Origin of the sequence: Clostridium sp. MCC344 (assembly GCF_018785365.1) — a bacterium.
Lineage (GTDB): Bacteria > Bacillota > Clostridia > Lachnospirales > Lachnospiraceae > Pilosibacter.
Window position 1 is genome coordinate 36,524 of sequence record NZ_WQPQ01000022.1, and the last position, 17,240, is coordinate 53,763.

15 protein-coding genes are annotated in these 17,240 nt (G+C 49.1%); 11 read left to right on the forward strand and 4 right to left on the reverse strand.

Going from position 1 to position 17,240, the window contains the following annotated elements; all coding sequences use genetic code 11:
* The first annotated feature begins 87 nt into the window (after nt 1-87).
* The 6 genes from GPK90_RS06770 to GPK90_RS06795 all read left to right on the forward strand — a co-directional run bounded on the left by GPK90_RS06770 (nt 88) and on the right by GPK90_RS06795 (nt 7,697).
* Entirely contained in the window at nt 88-1,362 is a 1,275-nt protein-coding gene (locus GPK90_RS06770) for a dihydroorotase (RefSeq protein ID WP_215702575.1), read from the forward strand.
* Nucleotides 1,363-1,510: 148 nt separating this feature from the next.
* A complete protein-coding gene (locus tag GPK90_RS06775) occupies nt 1,511-2,197 on the forward strand; it encodes a YjjG family noncanonical pyrimidine nucleotidase (RefSeq protein ID WP_215702576.1) in 687 nt (228 codons plus the stop codon).
* Nucleotides 2,198-2,475: 278 nt separating this feature from the next.
* Entirely contained in the window at nt 2,476-3,300 is an 825-nt protein-coding gene (locus GPK90_RS06780; RefSeq protein WP_117515863.1) for a hypothetical protein, read from the forward strand.
* A gap of 194 nt (nt 3,301-3,494) precedes the next feature.
* Nucleotides 3,495-4,994, forward strand: coding sequence for a 4-alpha-glucanotransferase (gene malQ / locus GPK90_RS06785; protein ID WP_215702577.1), 1,500 nt, complete (start codon nt 3,495-3,497; stop codon nt 4,992-4,994).
* Nucleotides 4,995-5,344: 350 nt separating this feature from the next.
* On the forward strand, nt 5,345-5,557 hold the full coding sequence (locus GPK90_RS06790; protein ID WP_015552243.1) for a cold-shock protein: 213 nt from the start codon (nt 5,345-5,347) through the stop codon (nt 5,555-5,557).
* 502 nt (nt 5,558-6,059) lie between these two features.
* Nucleotides 6,060-7,697, forward strand: coding sequence for an ABC-F family ATP-binding cassette domain-containing protein (locus GPK90_RS06795; RefSeq protein WP_118297534.1), 1,638 nt, complete (start codon nt 6,060-6,062; stop codon nt 7,695-7,697).
* Between the two features lie 124 nt (nt 7,698-7,821).
* On the opposite strand, the gene GPK90_RS06800 is transcribed toward GPK90_RS06795, so the two are convergent.
* Nucleotides 7,822-9,180: an MATE family efflux transporter gene (locus GPK90_RS06800; protein WP_215702578.1), complete on the reverse strand. Its 1,359-nt coding sequence runs from the start codon at nt 9,178-9,180 to the stop codon at nt 7,822-7,824.
* 441 nt (nt 9,181-9,621) lie between these two features.
* On the opposite strand from GPK90_RS06800, the gene GPK90_RS06805 reads away from it, so the two are divergent.
* A complete protein-coding gene (locus GPK90_RS06805; protein WP_118532689.1) occupies nt 9,622-10,179 on the forward strand; it encodes a biotin transporter BioY in 558 nt (185 codons plus the stop codon).
* 110 nt (nt 10,180-10,289) lie between these two features.
* On the opposite strand, the gene GPK90_RS06810 is transcribed toward GPK90_RS06805, so the two are convergent.
* Together GPK90_RS06810 and GPK90_RS06815 are read right to left on the reverse strand one after the other, a co-directional pair.
* A complete protein-coding gene (locus GPK90_RS06810) occupies nt 10,290-11,033 on the reverse strand; it encodes an SDR family NAD(P)-dependent oxidoreductase (RefSeq protein WP_215702579.1) in 744 nt (247 codons plus the stop codon).
* A 48-nt stretch (nt 11,034-11,081) separates the two neighbouring features.
* Nucleotides 11,082-12,197 carry an enolase C-terminal domain-like protein gene (locus GPK90_RS06815; protein WP_118532631.1) on the reverse strand — a complete coding sequence of 372 codons (1,116 nt, stop codon included), beginning with the start codon at nt 12,195-12,197 and terminating at the stop codon, nt 11,082-11,084.
* A gap of 188 nt (nt 12,198-12,385) precedes the next feature.
* Here GPK90_RS06815 and GPK90_RS06820 point away from each other — a divergent pair, with 188 nt between their 5' ends.
* A complete protein-coding gene (locus GPK90_RS06820) occupies nt 12,386-13,048 on the forward strand; it encodes an RraA family protein (protein ID WP_118298402.1) in 663 nt (220 codons plus the stop codon).
* Between the two features lie 102 nt (nt 13,049-13,150).
* On the opposite strand, the gene GPK90_RS06825 is transcribed toward GPK90_RS06820, so the two are convergent.
* A complete protein-coding gene (locus GPK90_RS06825) occupies nt 13,151-13,786 on the reverse strand; it encodes a GntR family transcriptional regulator (RefSeq protein ID WP_118298401.1) in 636 nt (211 codons plus the stop codon).
* A gap of 174 nt (nt 13,787-13,960) precedes the next feature.
* On the opposite strand from GPK90_RS06825, the gene GPK90_RS06830 reads away from it, so the two are divergent.
* Genes GPK90_RS06830 through GPK90_RS06840 form a run of 3 tightly spaced genes read left to right on the forward strand, consistent with a single transcriptional unit; the run spans nt 13,961 to nt 17,222 of the window.
* Nucleotides 13,961-15,055: a mandelate racemase/muconate lactonizing enzyme family protein gene (locus GPK90_RS06830; RefSeq protein WP_215702580.1), complete on the forward strand. Its 1,095-nt coding sequence runs from the start codon at nt 13,961-13,963 to the stop codon at nt 15,053-15,055.
* Nucleotides 15,056-15,068: 13 nt separating this feature from the next.
* Nucleotides 15,069-16,088, forward strand: coding sequence for an alcohol dehydrogenase catalytic domain-containing protein (locus GPK90_RS06835; RefSeq protein ID WP_215702581.1), 1,020 nt, complete (start codon nt 15,069-15,071; stop codon nt 16,086-16,088).
* A 45-nt stretch (nt 16,089-16,133) separates the two neighbouring features.
* Nucleotides 16,134-17,222 (forward strand): C4-dicarboxylate TRAP transporter substrate-binding protein, encoded by a 1,089-nt coding sequence (locus GPK90_RS06840; protein WP_215702582.1) that lies wholly within the window; start codon nt 16,134-16,136, stop codon nt 17,220-17,222.
* Nucleotides 17,223-17,240 lie beyond the last annotated feature (18 nt).

The following is a 17,240-nucleotide window of genomic DNA, read 5'->3' on the forward strand; positions in this document are numbered from 1 at the left end:
AGAAATGACGGAAACTGTTCTCACTGGAAAAATAGCAGCCGGTCAGAGATAGGAAACATAGAAACAGATAAAACAGGAGGAGCTAAGATGATTCTGATTAAAAACGGACGAGTAGTAGACGCAAAGAGCAATACCGACGGGATCCTGGACGTTGTCATTGATGGCGGAAAGATAAAGACCATCGGAAAAGTGGAAGATGATGGAAGCTATGAGCAGGTGATCGACGCAGACGGCTGTGTCGTAGCGCCGGGCCTCATTGACGTCCATGTTCACTTCCGTGATCCGGGACTTACATACAAAGAGGATATCCAGACAGGTTCCGCTGCAGCGAAAAAAGGCGGATACACAACGGTTGTCACCATGGCAAATACAAAACCGCCGGTAGACAATGTGGAGACCGTAAAATATATCATCGAAGAAGGAAAGAAGACAGGCATCAATGTTCTTCCGGCCGCATGCGTTTCTGTTGGAATGAAGGGGCAGGAGCTCACGGATATGGACGCCTTAAAGGCAGCAGGAGCCGTTGGATTCACAGACGATGGAATCCCGCTGATGAACGAGAAACTCGTCTACGAGGCCATGAAGAAGGCGAAAGAGCTAAATGTACCGCTGAGCTTCCATGAGGAAGATCCGGCATTCATCTCCGAGAACGGAATCAACGCAGGTGCAGTCGCAAAAGAGCTTGGAATCACAGGTTCCCCGGCACTTGCCGAGGATTCTCTCGTGGCTCGTGACTGCATGATCGCCCTGCACACAGGCGCGTCAGTCAATATCCAGCATATCAGCTCCGCCACATCTGTAAAGGCTGTGAAGCTTGCGAAAGAGCTTGGCGCAAATGTGACAGCGGAGGTCACACCTCACCATTTCACATTAGATGAGACCGCTGTTTTAGAACATGGCGCAATGGCGAAGATGAACCCGCCCCTTAGAACCGCGAAGGACCGCGAGGGCATTATCGAGGGAATCAAGGACGGTTCCATCGACATGATCGCCACCGACCACGCTCCGCACAGCGCGGAGGAAAAGGCAGTTATCCCGGTATGGAAAGCACCGAGCGGAATTATCGGTCTTGAGACTGCTCTCGGCCTTGCGGTGACAGAGCTTGTGAAGAAAGGCCACCTGACTACCATGCAGCTTGTGGAGAAGATGTGCGTGAATCCGGCGAAGCTGTATCACTTTGATAAGGGATATCTGACAGAGGGCGGGGATGCCGATATCGTGATCTTCAATGAGAACGAGGAATGGACCGTTACAGATGATGAGATCGCGTCCAAGTCCCACAACACGCCGTTTATCGGAACAAAGCTTTTCGGACGTGTGAAGTATACGATCTGCGGCGGAAAGATTGTATACAAGGATTAAGAACATACAGCAGAGCTCCCTGGCATCGGGCTGATAAGACTCAGAGAGTCCGGTTGGAGCTGGATCCGGGGAGTGCAGCTGTTTTCAGCAATGCAGGAGGAGGCAAAGCTGAGAAGTGTGAGAAATAAAGAACAGGAGAAAACAAGTCATGAAAAAATACCAGGTGCTTCTTTTGGATGTGGATGGAACACTTCTGGATTTCGACAAGGCGGAGAGGATCGGCATCGATCGGGTACTCACCCACTTTGGCGTACCGGCTACAGAGGAGAATGTGCAGAAGTACCACCATTTGAACAAAAGCTACTGGCAGAAGTTAGAGCGCGGGGAGATCACGAGAGAGCAGGTGTTAAACCTGCGATTTGAGGATTTCTTCAGTGACTTCGGAATCAAGGTAAATGGCGCTGAGGTCGATGGATTGTACCGCCAGACATTAAATGAGAGTGCGTTTCTCTTAGACGGAGTCATGGACCTCCTTAATGGCTTAAAGAATCATTATGAGCTTCATATCGTCACAAACGGCGTGGCGGAGACCCAGTATAAACGCCTCGCGGCAGCAGGCCTGGACAAGCTGTTTCAGGGAATCTATGTTTCCGAGGAATCCGGATACCAGAAACCGCAGCAGGAGTATTTTGATTACTGCTTTGAAAAGATGGGCAGAAACGATGTGGAGAACATGCTGATCATCGGTGACTCCCTGACTTCTGACATCCGTGGAGGAAACAATGCCGGAATCGATACTCTGTGGTACAATCCGCACCACCAGGAGAACACGGCCGGGGTGCATGTGGATTACGAGGCGGATACGCTGGAAAAGATAGGTGAGATGCTGAGTTAATTTCGGAAAGACAGCAGCAGGCAATTTTTCTGAAAAGTTATGTAAACTAAAAGCGCCTGGAACGAGATAAAATCCATTTGAAGGCTGGTTTTAATGCCGGTATCTTTCATAATTGCAAAAAGTCATAGCAATACTAAGAAACATTGTCAGACATCTTGACAAATACGAGGATTTTTCTTATAATTAAGCTTTCCCGGAGAGCATTGTCCGCCGCATACGGATCCGGTGAAGGGACAGAAAGAGCGGCGGCGAATATATAGAAATGAGGGGTGTATTTCATGAACAAGAACACGACAGATATCACATTATCAGCTTACTTTAACGACATCGTGATCGGATATTACGAGGACGAGGATCTGGTAAAACAGTTTGGAAGACAGCTTGGATTCGACGTGGATATGGACACCTTTATGGCGGTATCATTCCAGTATCCGTCTGATATGAACGTAAAACCGGAAGACCGCGAGAAACTTACAAATGCGGCAAATGCGATCATCGCTCTCTCCGACATCAACAAAAAGATCGGCGGCAAACAGATCATTACCTGCGACAGCGGTGACTGTGTGATCCTGATCATGAAAGATAAGTCCGGAATGCGCGACCTGATCCCGCAGATCAAGGAGACTGCTCTTCAGGAAGTTGAAAAGATCGAGTCCGACAGAAAGATCCGTGTCGGCATCGGTACGATCGAGAGCGGCATCAAAGGCATCAAGCATACATACAGCAATGCCCAGGATGCAGTAAAAGCCGGCGAGATCTTCAAGAAAGACCGTGTGATCCTTGAATACATGGGAATGGAGATCTACAGCAGTATCAACCAGATGGTTGTAAACTTCGGTGACCGCCTTACCAGAACCGTATTAAAACAGCTCGGTGAGACTGAGAAGCGGGTTCTCGCGAAATACTACAAATGCAAAGAGGACATCGCTGAGACTGCAAGACAGCTCGGAATGTCTGAGGATGATGTAAAAACAAGCTTAAATATGGTCCGCATCAACACCGGACTTGACGTAAACGATACAGAGGATAACTTCAAGCTACACTTCATTATGATCGCGAAGAAAGTTCTTGAGAATGACGAGAGAATCAAGAAGAATCGTTAATTCACCAGGAAATTTCTGCAGCTGTCTGCGTAAGGCATGAACAGCAGCGCGTAAAAGGTGGACGATACAGAAGAAATCAGCAACAGCCCTGCGCATAATATGTGCCGGGCTGTGAGCCGTTATGGACGGTAAAATGCTGAATGGTAAAAGACGACAAACCGGCGGGGATCTGCCGGACAGAAGGGGATACACATATGAAGACAATGCTGGAGCGCGGAGCCGGAATTTTAATGCCGGTGTCAAGTTTGCCGTCACCGTATGGAATCGGTACATTTGGCAGTGCGGCCTATGAGTTTGTGGACTTTTTGAAGAAGGCAAGACAGAAATACTGGCAGGTTCTGCCGGTCGGACCGACAAGCTACGGGGACAGCCCGTATCAGTCGTTTTCCGCGTTTGCGGGGAATCCGTATTTTATCGATCTGGACACACTGGTGAAAGAGGGACTTCTCACACAGGATGAGATCAACGCCTGCTACTGGGGCGATAATCCGACCCAGGTGGCATATGATGCAGTGTTCTGGTACCGTTTCCCGCTGCTTAAAAAAGCGTATGCGAGAAGTGAGTACCGGGAGGAACAGGGCTACGAGAAGTTCTGCATGGACAGCTGGTACTGGCTGAACGATTACGCGTTCTACATGGCACTAAAGTTCCATTTTGATAATAAAGAATGGCTGGCCTGGCCGGAAGACATCCGCTTCCGCAAAAAAGAGGCAGTGGAGTCCTACCGTGAGGAGTTAAAGGACGAGATCGACTTCTGGAAATTCCTGCAGTATAAGTTTTACCAGCAGTGGGGAAAACTCCGCACATACGCGAATGAACAGGGAATCTCCATCATCGGTGATATTCCGATCTATGTGGCGCTTGACAGTGCGGACGTCTGGACACATCCGGAATTATTCCTTCTGGACGAGGAAAACCTGACTCCGCTCAAGGTTGCCGGAGTTCCGCCGGATGCCTTCAGTGAGACGGGACAGCTCTGGGGCAACCCGCTGTACCGCTGGGATGTCCAGGAAAAGACAGATTTTGCATGGTGGAAGGAGCGTATGAAAGCGTCCGCCCGCCTGTATGATGTAGTCCGCATCGACCACTTTATCGGCGTGACCCAGTATTACGCGATCCCGGCCGGTTCCGAGGACGGAAAGACCGGAGAATGGTTAAAGGGACCGGGAAAGAAACTCACGGATGCGATCAACATGGTCATCGGGGACACGAAGATCATCGCGGAGGACCTCGGGATCTTTGTTCCGGAAGTCAAGGAACTTCTCGAGGAGACCGGCTATCCGGGAATGAAGATCATCGAGTTTGCATTCAGCGGTGACCGCTTCAACGAGCATCTCCCGCATATGTACTCTCCGAATTCTGTCGTTTACGGCGGAACTCACGACAATGAGACTCTGGTGGGCTATTTTAAGCCGGAAGAGCGCCAGTGGTGGGAATTACAGTACATTGCGGATTACATGGGCGTCTCCCATCAGCATGAGGTCGTAGACAAGGTCCTGAAGACCGCCTATGCGTCTGTCGCGAGTGTTGTCATCTTCCAGGCTCAGGATATCCTGAAACTGGACAACTGGGCGAGAATGAACACTCCGGGAACAGTTGGAAACAACTGGAGATGGAGAATGAAACCGGACGAACTGAACCAGGATCACATCAACCATCTTTCATGGCTTGTGGATACATTTGGACGGTTCTGACGGTGCGGTCACAGGACAAAAATACCGAGTGACAGAGTCGGCTTTTGTCGATAACAACAGATGTGTGCCGTACGCGGTACAGTGCCGGAAAATAAGGAAAAACGGGCGGTTTGTAAGGGGAAAACAGACCGCCCGTTTCTTGGAAATTCGATTGACACCGGACCGGAATTGTGATATTGTTAAGTTAATTCCGATGCACTATTGAACTCACATGTTTTTGTAAGTCATTTGCGCGATACGATGAATTACAAAAGCATGTGAGTTTTTTGAAATAAAGACCATCAGCGATGTGTGGAGATTTCCAGTAGGGCTTAGTACGGAAAAATTCAATTTTTTATGGAGGTACCAAAATGAACAACGGTACAGTTAAGTGGTTCAATTCTGAGAAAGGCTACGGATTCATCTCCAACGACAACGGCGGCGACGACGTATTCGTACACTTCTCTGCAATCGTAGGCGACGGCTTCAAGACTCTTGAAGAGGGCCAGAAGGTTACTTTCGACACAGAGCAGGATCCGAAGAACAGCAAGAAGCTTCGCGCTGTTAACGTAGTTAAACTCTAATTCGAATAAAAGAGAAAACAAAGAGCTGCCGTTCCGGGAATATCCGGAGCGGCGGTTTTTTGTTTGTTGAACAGGAAATTCCGATGGAACTTCCTGTTAAATAAAAAGGCATTGCATGCCTAAGATGCGCGCTCGCGTGAAGATGAAGGATGTCGCAGGCGACCGCGCTCGGCGCGAGAATGTGCCAGGGCATATTCTTTTTATGATAGAAATTTCTGCACCTCTATAAAATTTCCCCCTAAAACAGGCTTTTTTCAAGAAAAGCCTTGCAAAATGCGGCATTTCCTAATAGAATAAGAAGGACTTTGGTAACTGCTCGGCTTGATTTTATGATTTGTGGACAGTTGCCATTTTGATTATGCCCGGATATATCGATCTGCGGCAGAGTGTTTGTGCCCGGCGCGGGATGCGCTAAGGCGCATTTTGTGTTATGATCCACATTGTACGTGGATCCGTAAGTATTTCACAGGTACCCCTTGTCAGTCAAAAGGAGATTTAGAAAATGATTAGTGCAAATAATGTGACACTCCGTGTCGGCAAAAAAGCTTTATTTGAAGACGTAAACATTAAATTTACAGAAGGAAACTGCTACGGTCTCATCGGTGCCAACGGTGCCGGAAAGTCCACGTTCTTAAAGATCTTATCCGGTCAGCTCGAACCGACAAACGGTGAGGTTGTGATCACTCCGGGCCAGCGTCTTTCTTTCTTACAGCAGGACCACTTTAAATACGACGAATATACAGTTCTTGATACCGTTATCATGGGCAACAAGCGCCTCTACGATATCATGAAGGAAAAAGACGCGATCTACGCAAAAGAAGAGTTCACTGATGAGGACGGGATCAAGGCAGCAGAACTTGAGGGCGAGTTCGCAACAATGAACGGGTGGGAAGCAGAGTCTGACGCTGAGAACCTCTTAAACGGTCTCGGAATCGAGACAGAGCTCCACTACAAAATGATGAAAGACCTCCTCGGCGCGCAGAAGGTCAAGGTTCTCCTCGCACAGGCGTTATTCGGCAACCCGGATATCCTGCTCCTCGACGAGCCGACCAACCACCTGGATCTCGATGCGATCGCATGGCTCGAGGAGTTCCTGATCAACTTCGAGAACACGGTCATCGTTGTATCCCATGACCGTTACTTCTTAAACAAGGTCTGCACACAGATCGCTGATATCGACTACGGCAAGATTCAGCTCTATGCCGGAAACTACGACTTCTGGTTCGAGTCCAGCCAGTTAATGATCAAGCAGATGAAGGAAGCAAACAGAAAGAAAGAGGAGAAGATCAAAGAGTTACAGGAGTTCATCCAGAGATTCTCCGCGAACGCTTCCAAGTCCAAACAGGCGACATCCAGAAAACGTGCCTTAGAGAAGATCGAGCTCGATGAGATCCGTCCGTCCAGCAGAAAATACCCGTATATCGACTTCCGCCCGGCGCGTGAGATCGGTAATGAAGTGCTTTCTGTTGAAGGACTTACAAAGACGATCGACGGTGTAAAGGTTCTCGACAACATCTCCTTTACACTCGGAAGAGAAGATAAAGTTGCACTTGTAGGCCCGAACGAGATCGCGAAGACAACACTCTTCAAGATCCTTGCAGGCGAGATGGAGCCGGATTCCGGAAGCTACAAATGGGGTCTCACAACGACTCAGGCGTACTTCCCGAAGGACAACAGCGCCGAGTTCAACAACGATGATACGATCGTAGACTGGCTGACCCAGTATTCCCCGGAAAAGGATGTTACTTATGTCCGCGGATTCCTCGGAAGAATGCTGTTTGCCGGTGAAGACGGTGTGAAGAAGGTAAAAGTTCTCTCCGGTGGTGAGAAAGTGCGCTGTATGCTCTCCAAGATGATGATCTCCGGCGCGAACGTGCTGATGTTCGATGAGCCGACTGACCATCTCGACATGGAGTCCATCACTGCGTTGAACAACGGAATGAAGAAGTTCCCGGGTGTAATCATCTTCTCCTCCCGTGACCACCAGGTTGTAGAGACAACTGCAAACCGTATCATGGAGATCGTCAACGGACAGCTGATCGATAAGATCACAACCTACGACGAGTACCTTGAGAGCGATGAGATGGCGAGAAAGAGATTCACATATACTCTTACTGAGAGCGAAGAGAATGATGACTGATCTTGCGGCCTGACTGATCTGCTATAAAAATCAGCAGCGTGTAAAAATAAAAAAAGAGCACAGGTTCTGTGGATTCCATGGATTAAACTAAGGAATCTACAGAGTCTGTGCTTTTTTGATCAAATCAGTTTTCCCCGGCTTTTGCCAGGATCCCCTTCATTGAAACGATATATACGATCGCCGACACGATCGGTCCGGCGATATCGGAGACCGGTTCTGCAAAGAATGCCGCTTCCGCGCCGAACATTGCAGGCAGCAGGAACAGGGAGACGAAATATAAGCCCTTTCGGAAGAATGAGAGCGGCAGAGCGACCTGTACCTGACCGAGCCCGGTGAAACCGTCGACGATCTCATACTGGAACGCCAGCGGGATGATCGCCAGCGTGAAGATCCGGATCGCCCGGAGCGCCTCAGCGGCAACCGTCGGATCGGATGTAAAGAGACGGACGAACAAGCCGCCGACGGTGCGTGCGAGGATAAACAGCAAGGTGGTGTACGCCGCTGCCAGGATAAAGATATATTTCTGGGCACCTTTTACGCGGTCGGTGTTTCCTGCTCCGAAATTGTAAGCGAGGACCGCCTGGGTTCCGCTCGTGATGCCCCCGAGAGGCATAGTGACGACCAGCATGAAGCTCTGCGCGATCGTCGCGCAGGTGATGAGAAGATCGCCGCGTGCCGCACCGCCGTATTTCTGAAGGATCGCGTTCATCGTGATGATCATGACATTGTCCATCGCGATGATGATGAATGGGGTGAAGCCGATCGTCAGGATCCTGCGTATCAGCCGCCAGTCATAACCGCCGAAAGTGATGCGTACCGGCACAGTCTTTCCGAAGAGCGTTTTCAGCACGAAGGCGCAGCTTGCCGTCTGGGAGAGGACTGTTGCCGTCGCGGCGCCGGAGACCCCCATGTGAAAACCGAAGATAAATACAGGATCCAGGACAATATTTAACACCGCACCGATGATGACGGAGTACATACCGGTTTTCGCAAATCCCTGACAGATGATAAACTGATTCATGCCGGTTGACATGAGCGCGAATACGGTCCCTGTCAGATAGATCGTAAAGTACGCGTTTGCGTAGGGCAGTGTGGTGTCGCTCGCACCGAAATACCGCAGCATCGGGATCCGGATCGGGTAGATACAGGCGACCATGAGGACAGAACACAGCGCGAGCATTAAAAAACAGTTGGCGAGGATCCGTTCGGCGGCCTTGTTATCGCCTTGTCCCATCTTCATGCTCATAAGCGGGGCACCGCCGATCCCGACGAGAAATGCGACGGAGCCGATCATCGTCACAACGGGACCGCAGACACCGGCCCCGGCGAGCGCCATATCGCCGGAAACAGGGATGTTTCCGATATACATGCGGTCAACGATGCTGTAAAGAACGCTGACAAACTGCGCCAGCATACTGGGGACCGCGATGCGGATCACAAGTTTTTTTATATTGTCACGGCCGAGATCATTTTCTGCTGCCATAATTACCTCCTGATGATTTACTCCAGGTCGAAAACAGGATGTGTGTAAGATCTGGTGTGATCCTGATCAGTGCAGGCTGAGATCAGCTGCATGTGGCTGTAAAAGACCTCTGAATGTGTCGGAACATGATCTTTTTCAGGATCACAGCCCATAGAGTATAGCACGATTTCCGGAAGCGGTAAATGGAATGAAAGAAGATTGTAAATTACTTTTTTCCGGGAAGAAGGATCTGGATGCGGCGGCATTTGTCAACAATGGGACAAAGAAATGTAAACTATAAAACAAAAACAAGTTGACAAATGGACGAAACATGCGTATGATATGGGAAGAGTCAATTATAACAATTCCATCTTGAGATACATATGCCGGAATGCAGAATCCAGAAGATCCACAGTTCAGATCACGGCAGCGGAAACGATGGATGTTGGGAGGAAAATAAAAATGGAAAACACAGCAGCAAAACACCACATGTCAACTGCACAGATGACGGTGACAGCGCTGATGACAGCGATCACCTGTATTCTTGCCCCGATGGCACTTCCGATCCCGGTAAGCCCGGTACCGATCAGTCTGACAAACCTGGTGATCTTCTTTATGGCATATATTCTTGGAACAAAGCTTTCCGTAGCGAGCTATGTCTTATATCTGCTCCTGGGAACCGTAGGACTTCCGGTATTCTCCGGATTTTCCGGCGGTGTCGGCAAGCTTCTCGGACCGACCGGCGGATATCTCATCGGTTTTATCTTCCTTGCAGCGATCGTCGGCTTCTTCGTTGAGAAGTTCCCGACAAAGATCTATATGCATGTGATCGGCATGATCCTCGGTATGGCAGTCTGCTACGCGTTTGGTACGGCATGGCTTGCAGGCCAGCTTGGAATGAGCTTTGTCGCAGGACTCGGAGTCGGCGTGATCCCGTATCTTCCGGGCGATACCGCAAAGATCATCATCGCGATCATCGCAGGACCGCAGATCCGCAAGGCAGTATCCAGATTCATGTAGGTATTTCATAAAACTCATATACATCTAAAAAAGTCCGCAGCAATTTTTATGCTGCGGACTTTTTGATGACCGGGGAAATTCGCGGAATCTCCGATCCGGACAAAACCGGATCAATATCCGTAAGCCAGTGCGCCTCCATCAACCGCGAAATCCTGCCCGGTGATGTAGGTGGCACCATCGCTGATCAGGAACTTAGCCATTGCACCGAGATCCCTGGTATCGCCGAACGCATGAACCGGCATTCTTGCGAGGATCGCGGCTTTTCTTTCTGGAGTCATGACCTGCTTGTTCATCTCACTCGGGAACCAGCCCGGCGCGATGCTGTTGACACAGATGTTGTCGTTTGCCCACTCGATGGCGAGCCCGCGTGTCAGACCGCAGACCGCAGATTTGCTGACGCAGTACGGAACGACTTCGGTGAAGCCGAGATGCGCGGCCATGCTGCTGATATTGATGATGCGTCCTTTATGTTTGCTCTCTTTTAAATACGGGTAGCAGATCTGGCTCAATGCGAACAGACTTGTCACGTCCACATCCAGGATCTTTTTAAAGTCATCCATCGGGAAAACTTCCGCGCGTGCCTTTTTGGTGATCCCGGCATTGTTTACGAGAAAATCGAGACCGGATTTTCCTGCGATCTCTCCGATCAGATTTTTCATTGCATCATAATCCGTGACATCTCCCTTTACATGGATCACGCCGGGAGCAGACGGCGCAAGACCTTCTTTTTCCTTTCCGGTACGGCTGATCACATATACGGTTGCCCCGTTTTCGGCCAGTACATTTGCGATCGCGTATCCGATCCCGCTGCTTCCGCCGGTAACGATACCGGTGCGTCCCTCAAATTCTTTCATGATGATATATGCCTCCTCAAAATCATAAAACAGATCGAAGATCTGTAGTTATAAGCTCTGGCAGCGATAGCTGTGACAGTTTTCGTTGATCAGATCCCAGTCGAGCTCGGCCCCGACACCAGGTTTGTCAGGTACATAGATATATCCGTCGCGGATCGGCAGATCACCTTTCATGGGAAGTCTGTAGTTATCTTCCGGGACAAAGTACTCGAAATATTTACAGTTCCGGATGCTGCAGCTTACATGCACGTTTGCAAGATCCATGTAATTCATGGTCGTTGTGTGGATCTCACAGTTTAATCCGAAGCTGTCTGCCATGTGGGCAATCTTTAAAGTCCCTGTGACGCCGTCCTTCCAGCTTACATCTGCGCGGACGATATCGGCTGCATGCTGTGCCACACTCTGCGCAACGCCCCAATGACAGCCTCTGGTCGTCTCTGTAGCGGCGATCGGGATGTCTACGGTCTTGCAGAGTTCGGTGTATTTGTAAAGTTCGAAATCGCGGAACGGCTCCTCAAACCATTCATATCCAAGCCGCTCCAGCTGTCTTGCGACACGGATGGCATCGTCCAGCGTATACTCGCCGACCGGGTCACTCATGAGCGTATAATCCGGACCAACGGCCTCCCGGACAGCTTCGTGGACTTTCATGTCAAATTCAACCGGTCCGCCCGGATGTGCCTTGTATCCTAAAATCCCTTTGCTCTTATAATAAAGTGCTTCGTCGACATATTCCTGCACAGTGGCGTGGAAATTTCCGCTGGCATATACCGGAAGCTTTGTGCGGTAAGCGCCGATATATTTATAAAGCGGAAGACCGGCTGCTTTTGCACACATATCCCAAAGTGCGACATCCACCGGACCCGGAAGAAATACGGGAAAAAATGCTTCATGACGGTCAACATTCCACAACTCATAAAAGATCGCCTCATGATCGTGCGGATCACGTCCGAGCAGGATCGGAGCGATACTGTCGTGGAGATAACTTTCGGTTACACCGCCGCTGCGGGCAGCCATACAGGTTGCGGTCCCTTCGGTTCCGTCATCTGCGGTCAGCCGGATCGCGAAAACATCCCAACCCATTTTGGCGCCGCCCTGACGTTTTTCGTCGAAGAGACATTTATCGCGGGTTACCCACCATGTCTCGAACTTTGTAATGATCATAATGATTCTCCTGAAATGAATAAAGTCTCTGCACTGTAAGATAAAAACTCCATTCCGGAAGTTTTCAGCGCAGAATGTCACAATTACACAACATAGATATATCACAATACCAAATTTGATGATTGAATTATATCACATATTGCACTATAATACAAATATAATATAGAAAATAAAGGAGAAAGTGCACAATGAGCAAGTGGAACGACGACAAAGAACTCTTTAAGCTTATGAAAGAAAAACTCTATACTCCGGTCGTAGGAGACATCCTTGATACCATGGGATATAATCACCAGTTCCTGCCTCCGGAGATCATGCCGTTAAAAGATGACATGAAACTGGCCGGGAGAGCGTGTACGATCCTGGAACATAATGTATATGAAGCACAGAAAAAGCCGTTTGGACTTCTGACAGAAGCACTTGACCAGCTGAAGGAAGATGAGATCTATATAGCGACGGGAGCGGGAAACAGTGCTCTCTGGGGAGAACTCCTCACGGCGACAGCCAGGACACGCGGAGCTGTGGGAGCAGTTCTTGACGGATATACACGTGACACTCCGCAGGTCCTTGCACAGAATTTCCCGGTATTTGCAAGGGGACGCTGGGCGCAGGACTCTTCGATCAGAACGAATGTGGTGGACTTCCGCTGCACGATCGAGATCGGCCAGGTTACGATCCACGATGGTGACATTGTGTTCGGAGATATGGACGGTGTGCTGATCATTCCGAAAGAAGTGGAAAAAGAATGTATCGAGAAGGCGTTTGAAAAAGCAGCGGGTGAGAAAAAAGTCCGCAGTGCGATCGAAGGCGGGATGAGCGCGACGGAAGCGTTTAAAGTATTTGGCATCCTGTAATAAAGAGGACGAATATTAAAAACGAAGACAAAAAAGACGGGCTGCCGTGATCCGGAATCGGATAATCCGATACGGGATCACGGCAGCCTTTTGGTTTTATTGTCAGTTATCGTTTTCCATCATTTTCAGTGATTTGATCAGGGAGTGGTTGATGTGCAGGATGATCGCGTCCTGGACGGCATCTTCGTTCTCCCTTAAAAGCGCATCGATAATGGCGCGGTGCTGTTCAAGGTTGTCAACACGGTTCTGGTCATCCTTCAATGCGGCGTAGACGGCGAGGCGCATCTGCTGGATCATCACAGACTGATACAGGTTGATCAGGATCTCGTTCCCGGTGATATCGACCAGATAGGAATGAAAAGAAGTATCGATCTGAAATTCATCATAATCCGGACCGGCGGCAGCCTTTTCAAACTGCTTCAGATATTCTAAAAGCCTGCTCTTGGAGTACATGGAGATATATTTCCTACAGACAGTCGGCTCGATCAGCTTACGTGTCTGATAGAGATCGTCGATACTTTTTTCGGTAAAAGGAGTGATCCGCATTCCCTTGCGCGGGAAAATGTCGATCAGATTCTCTGCCTGCAGCATGAGCAGCGCCTCGCGGAGTGGCGTTCTTCCAAAGGATGTCTCTTCCAGAAGCTGCTTTTCATTAAGTTCCTGTCCCGGCAGGTATTCACAGGATACGATCTTGCGATAGAGATATTCATATGCCTGATTTGTCAATGCTTCTGCCATTGTTCTCCTCCTTTTTGGTAAATATGCTGTAACAAGCATATATAATTTTGTGACAAATTGCAAGTGAAAATTCACAGAAATCCATTGAAATATATCACAAAATAGTGTAATATGATGATAGATATATCACATAGCAAAAACAAAGACAAAATAATAACGGGAGGAACAGGAAAAATGAATGAAAATGAGACATATATCAAAGATATACGAATCTACCAGGCTGTCAGCAAACTGAGCCATCCGATCGCAGATTCCACTCATGATATCAGCAAGATCGCGTTTTACGTTCTTGAGGTTGAGACAAAGGGCGGAGTGATCGGTCAGGGATATCTTTTAAGCTTCCATTACAGCCCGAACGCAATTGAAGGCGCCTTAAAAGATATGAAGAATTTCGTACTCGCGAAAGATTATCATGTATATGAGACCGCACAGGTCCAGAAGGATTACGAGATCGAAAGTGAGTATTTCGGAATCGTCGGACTTCAGAGATGGGTACTGGCAACTTTAAACGTAGCAATGTGGGATGCATGGGCAAGAACCATGGGACAGCCGATCTACCGGATGTTCGGATGCCACAGAAAACCGATCCCGGTATACGGAAGCGGCGGATGGATCAGCTACACGGACGAGGAACTTGTTGATGAGGTCGTAAACTATCAGAAACGTGGATTTACAGCAGTCAAGATCAAAGTCGGAAGTCCGGATATGGAGCGTGATATCCGCAGATTAAACCTTGTAAGAGAGGCAACCGGTCCGAATATGAAGATCATGATGGATGCGAACCAGGGTATGGACGTTCCGTCAGCCGTTAAACTGATCAGCAATGTAGAACATCTCGGAATTTTCTGGTTTGAGGAGCCGGTCGTTAATACAGACTTTGAAGGATATGCAACGATCCACTCAAAGACAAAGGTCAGCCTTGCAATGGGTGAGAGAGAGTACTCCACAGTTGCTCTCCGCGAACTGATCGGAAGACGTGCCCTTGATCTCTGGCAGCCGGATCTGATCCGTCTCGGCGGTGTTGAAGCATGGAGAGACAGCGCGGCACTTGCAAACGCTTACAATATTCCGGTACTTCCTCACTACTATAAAGACTATGATGTACCGCTTCTCTGCACAGTTGCAAATCCGTATGGCGCAGAGAGCTTTGACTGGATCGATGCGATCATCGATAATCCTATGGTCATCGACAATGGTTTTGCCCGTCCGCGTGAAGGTGAAGGATGGGGCTTCCGCTTCCTGCATGAGTTCATGACAGAGGTAAAATAAGGAGTGATCTGAAATGAGAGCGATCGTTCTTCCGGAACCGTGGAAGGCTGTGACAGCCGAAAGAGAAATTCCGGTTCCAAAACAGGGAGAGGCATTACTGAAAATGGTCTGCGGGGGGATCTGCGGAAGTGACCTGGCTTCCTACCGCGGCCAGTCCGCATATGTCAGCTATCCGCGTACGATCGGACATGAATTCGCAGCCGAGGTTGTGGAAGTCGGCGAGAATCCGTATGGGATCAAAAAAGGAATGCTGGTGACGGGAAACCCGTATTTCAACTGCGGGACCTGTTATTCCTGCCGGCGCGGTTATGTGAATGCCTGCATCCACAACGAGACGATGGGTGTCCAGAGGGAAGGAGCTTTCAGCGACTACTTCACGATGCCGGTCGAGCGGCTGTTTGACGGCGCAGGGATCGATCCGAAGGAGCTGGCGCTCGTTGAGCCATTCTGTATCAGTTACCACGGTGTGTCCAGAGCGGAATTAAAACCGGGAGACAAGGTGCTGATCTTTGGCGCGGGAGCGATCGGGATCCTGGCCGGTGTTGCGGCAAAAAGTTTCGGAGCGAAAGCTTATATCACGGATATTGCCGAAGAAAAGGTAAAAAAAGCAGTCAATGATTTCGGGCTGGACGGCGGATTTGTCAATGACAGCCCGGAAAAGCTGACGGAATTTATCGGGACGGTCACAGGAGGAGACGGATTCGACGCAACGGTGGAAGCTGTTGGCGCCCCGGCAACATTCTTAGCTTGTGTGAAGGCAGTTGCCAGCCGCGGAAAGATGGTTGTGATCGGTGTCGCGAAGAAAAATGCGGATTTCAATTTCCTGGAAGTTCAGAGAAAAGAATTGAATATGTATGGATCCAGAGGTGCAACCTCAGACGATTTCCGGGCAGTATTAAAACTTGTCCGCGAAGGATTTGTGGATCTTACAAAACTGATTTCCAGAACATATTCTGCAGATCATGCGGAAGAAGCATTTGAAGATCTCGATAAAAATTATGGGGAAATCGTAAAAGCTGAATTCGAGTTTTAAACAGAAACTGTAAAAATGTATTTTATTTATGGGAGGAAAAAACTTATGAAGAAAAGAGCAATGGCAGCCGTATCAGCAGTTATGTGTGCATCCATGGTACTCAGCGCATGTGGCAGCAGCGCATCCACAAGCACAACCGCAGCACCGGCAGAGACAAAAGCAGCTGAGGAGTCCAAAACAGAAGAGACGGCCGCAGCGGCAGCATCCGGAGACGTTGTAACGATCAACATCGGTTTTGAGAACACGACCGAGGAGCCGATCGGACAGGCTGTTGAAAAATGGGCAGAGCTCTTAAAAGAAGAGAGCAATGGCACCATGGAACTCAAAGTATTCGCAAACAGCGCACTCGGAAACAAGAGTAAACTGATCGACCAGATGGTCATGGGTGAGAATGTGATCACGATCGCAGACGGCGCTTTCTATGCTGATTACGGTGTTCCGGATCTTGGTATCCTCTATGGACCGTTCTTCTTCGATAACTGGGATGAGGTATGGAAGCTGATCGACAGTGACTGGTATAAAGACCAGTGCAGCAAGCTTGCCGACAAAGGACTTACCGTTCTTGGCTCCAACTGGATCTATGGTGAGCGTGAGTTAATGACGAAAGACAAAGCAGTTGTACCGGCAGATATCAAGGGTAAAAAGATCCGTCTCGCAAACAGCCAGATCTATGTAGAGGGCTTCAATGCATTAGGCGCTACCGCAGTGCCGATGGCTCTTGGTGATGTATACACAGCATTACAGAACGGTACTCTTGACGGCGTTGAGAACCCGCTTTCCACATTATACGGACAGAGTTTCCAGGAAGTTACAAAGAACATCCTTATGACAGGACATATCTTAAACTTCACAACATGGTGTATCGGAACAGATTACCTCAACACTCTGACCCAGGAACAGCAGGACCTCTTATTCAAGACATGTGAGGAAGCTGGTCTCTACAACAACGAGAAACAGGAAGCTGCAAACGAAGACTACCGCAAGAAACTGGAAGATGCAGGCGTAACCTTCACAGAGCTGACAGACGAAGAGAGAGCACAGTGGAAGGAAGCAAGCCTTTCCTTCTATGAGAAAGGTTCTCAGTTTGGCTGGAGTGATGGTTTGTACGATACAGTAAAAGCTGCAATCCAGTAGAAAGAGATCTGTCAGGGG

Coding starts and splice junctions, on each gene's coding strand:
- GPK90_RS06810 (WP_215702579.1), bottom strand. CDS start 11,033: ATGAAAGAATTTGAGGGACGCACCGGTATCGTTACCGGCGGAAGCAGC.
- malQ (WP_215702577.1), top strand. CDS start 3,495: ATGAAGACAATGCTGGAGCGCGGAGCCGGAATTTTAATGCCGGTGTCA.
- GPK90_RS06775 (WP_215702576.1), top strand. CDS start 1,511: ATGAAAAAATACCAGGTGCTTCTTTTGGATGTGGATGGAACACTTCTG.
- GPK90_RS06770 (WP_215702575.1), top strand. CDS start 88: ATGATTCTGATTAAAAACGGACGAGTAGTAGACGCAAAGAGCAATACC.
- GPK90_RS06830 (WP_215702580.1), top strand. CDS start 13,961: ATGAATGAAAATGAGACATATATCAAAGATATACGAATCTACCAGGCT.
- GPK90_RS06805 (WP_118532689.1), top strand. CDS start 9,622: ATGGAAAACACAGCAGCAAAACACCACATGTCAACTGCACAGATGACG.
- GPK90_RS06800 (WP_215702578.1), bottom strand. CDS start 9,180: ATGGCAGCAGAAAATGATCTCGGCCGTGACAATATAAAAAAACTTGTG.
- GPK90_RS06790 (WP_015552243.1), top strand. CDS start 5,345: ATGAACAACGGTACAGTTAAGTGGTTCAATTCTGAGAAAGGCTACGGA.
- GPK90_RS06780 (WP_117515863.1), top strand. CDS start 2,476: ATGAACAAGAACACGACAGATATCACATTATCAGCTTACTTTAACGAC.
- GPK90_RS06840 (WP_215702582.1), top strand. CDS start 16,134: ATGAAGAAAAGAGCAATGGCAGCCGTATCAGCAGTTATGTGTGCATCC.
- GPK90_RS06820 (WP_118298402.1), top strand. CDS start 12,386: ATGAGCAAGTGGAACGACGACAAAGAACTCTTTAAGCTTATGAAAGAA.
- GPK90_RS06825 (WP_118298401.1), bottom strand. CDS start 13,786: ATGGCAGAAGCATTGACAAATCAGGCATATGAATATCTCTATCGCAAG.
- GPK90_RS06795 (WP_118297534.1), top strand. CDS start 6,060: ATGATTAGTGCAAATAATGTGACACTCCGTGTCGGCAAAAAAGCTTTA.
- GPK90_RS06815 (WP_118532631.1), bottom strand. CDS start 12,197: ATGATCATTACAAAGTTCGAGACATGGTGGGTAACCCGCGATAAATGT.
- GPK90_RS06835 (WP_215702581.1), top strand. CDS start 15,069: ATGAGAGCGATCGTTCTTCCGGAACCGTGGAAGGCTGTGACAGCCGAA.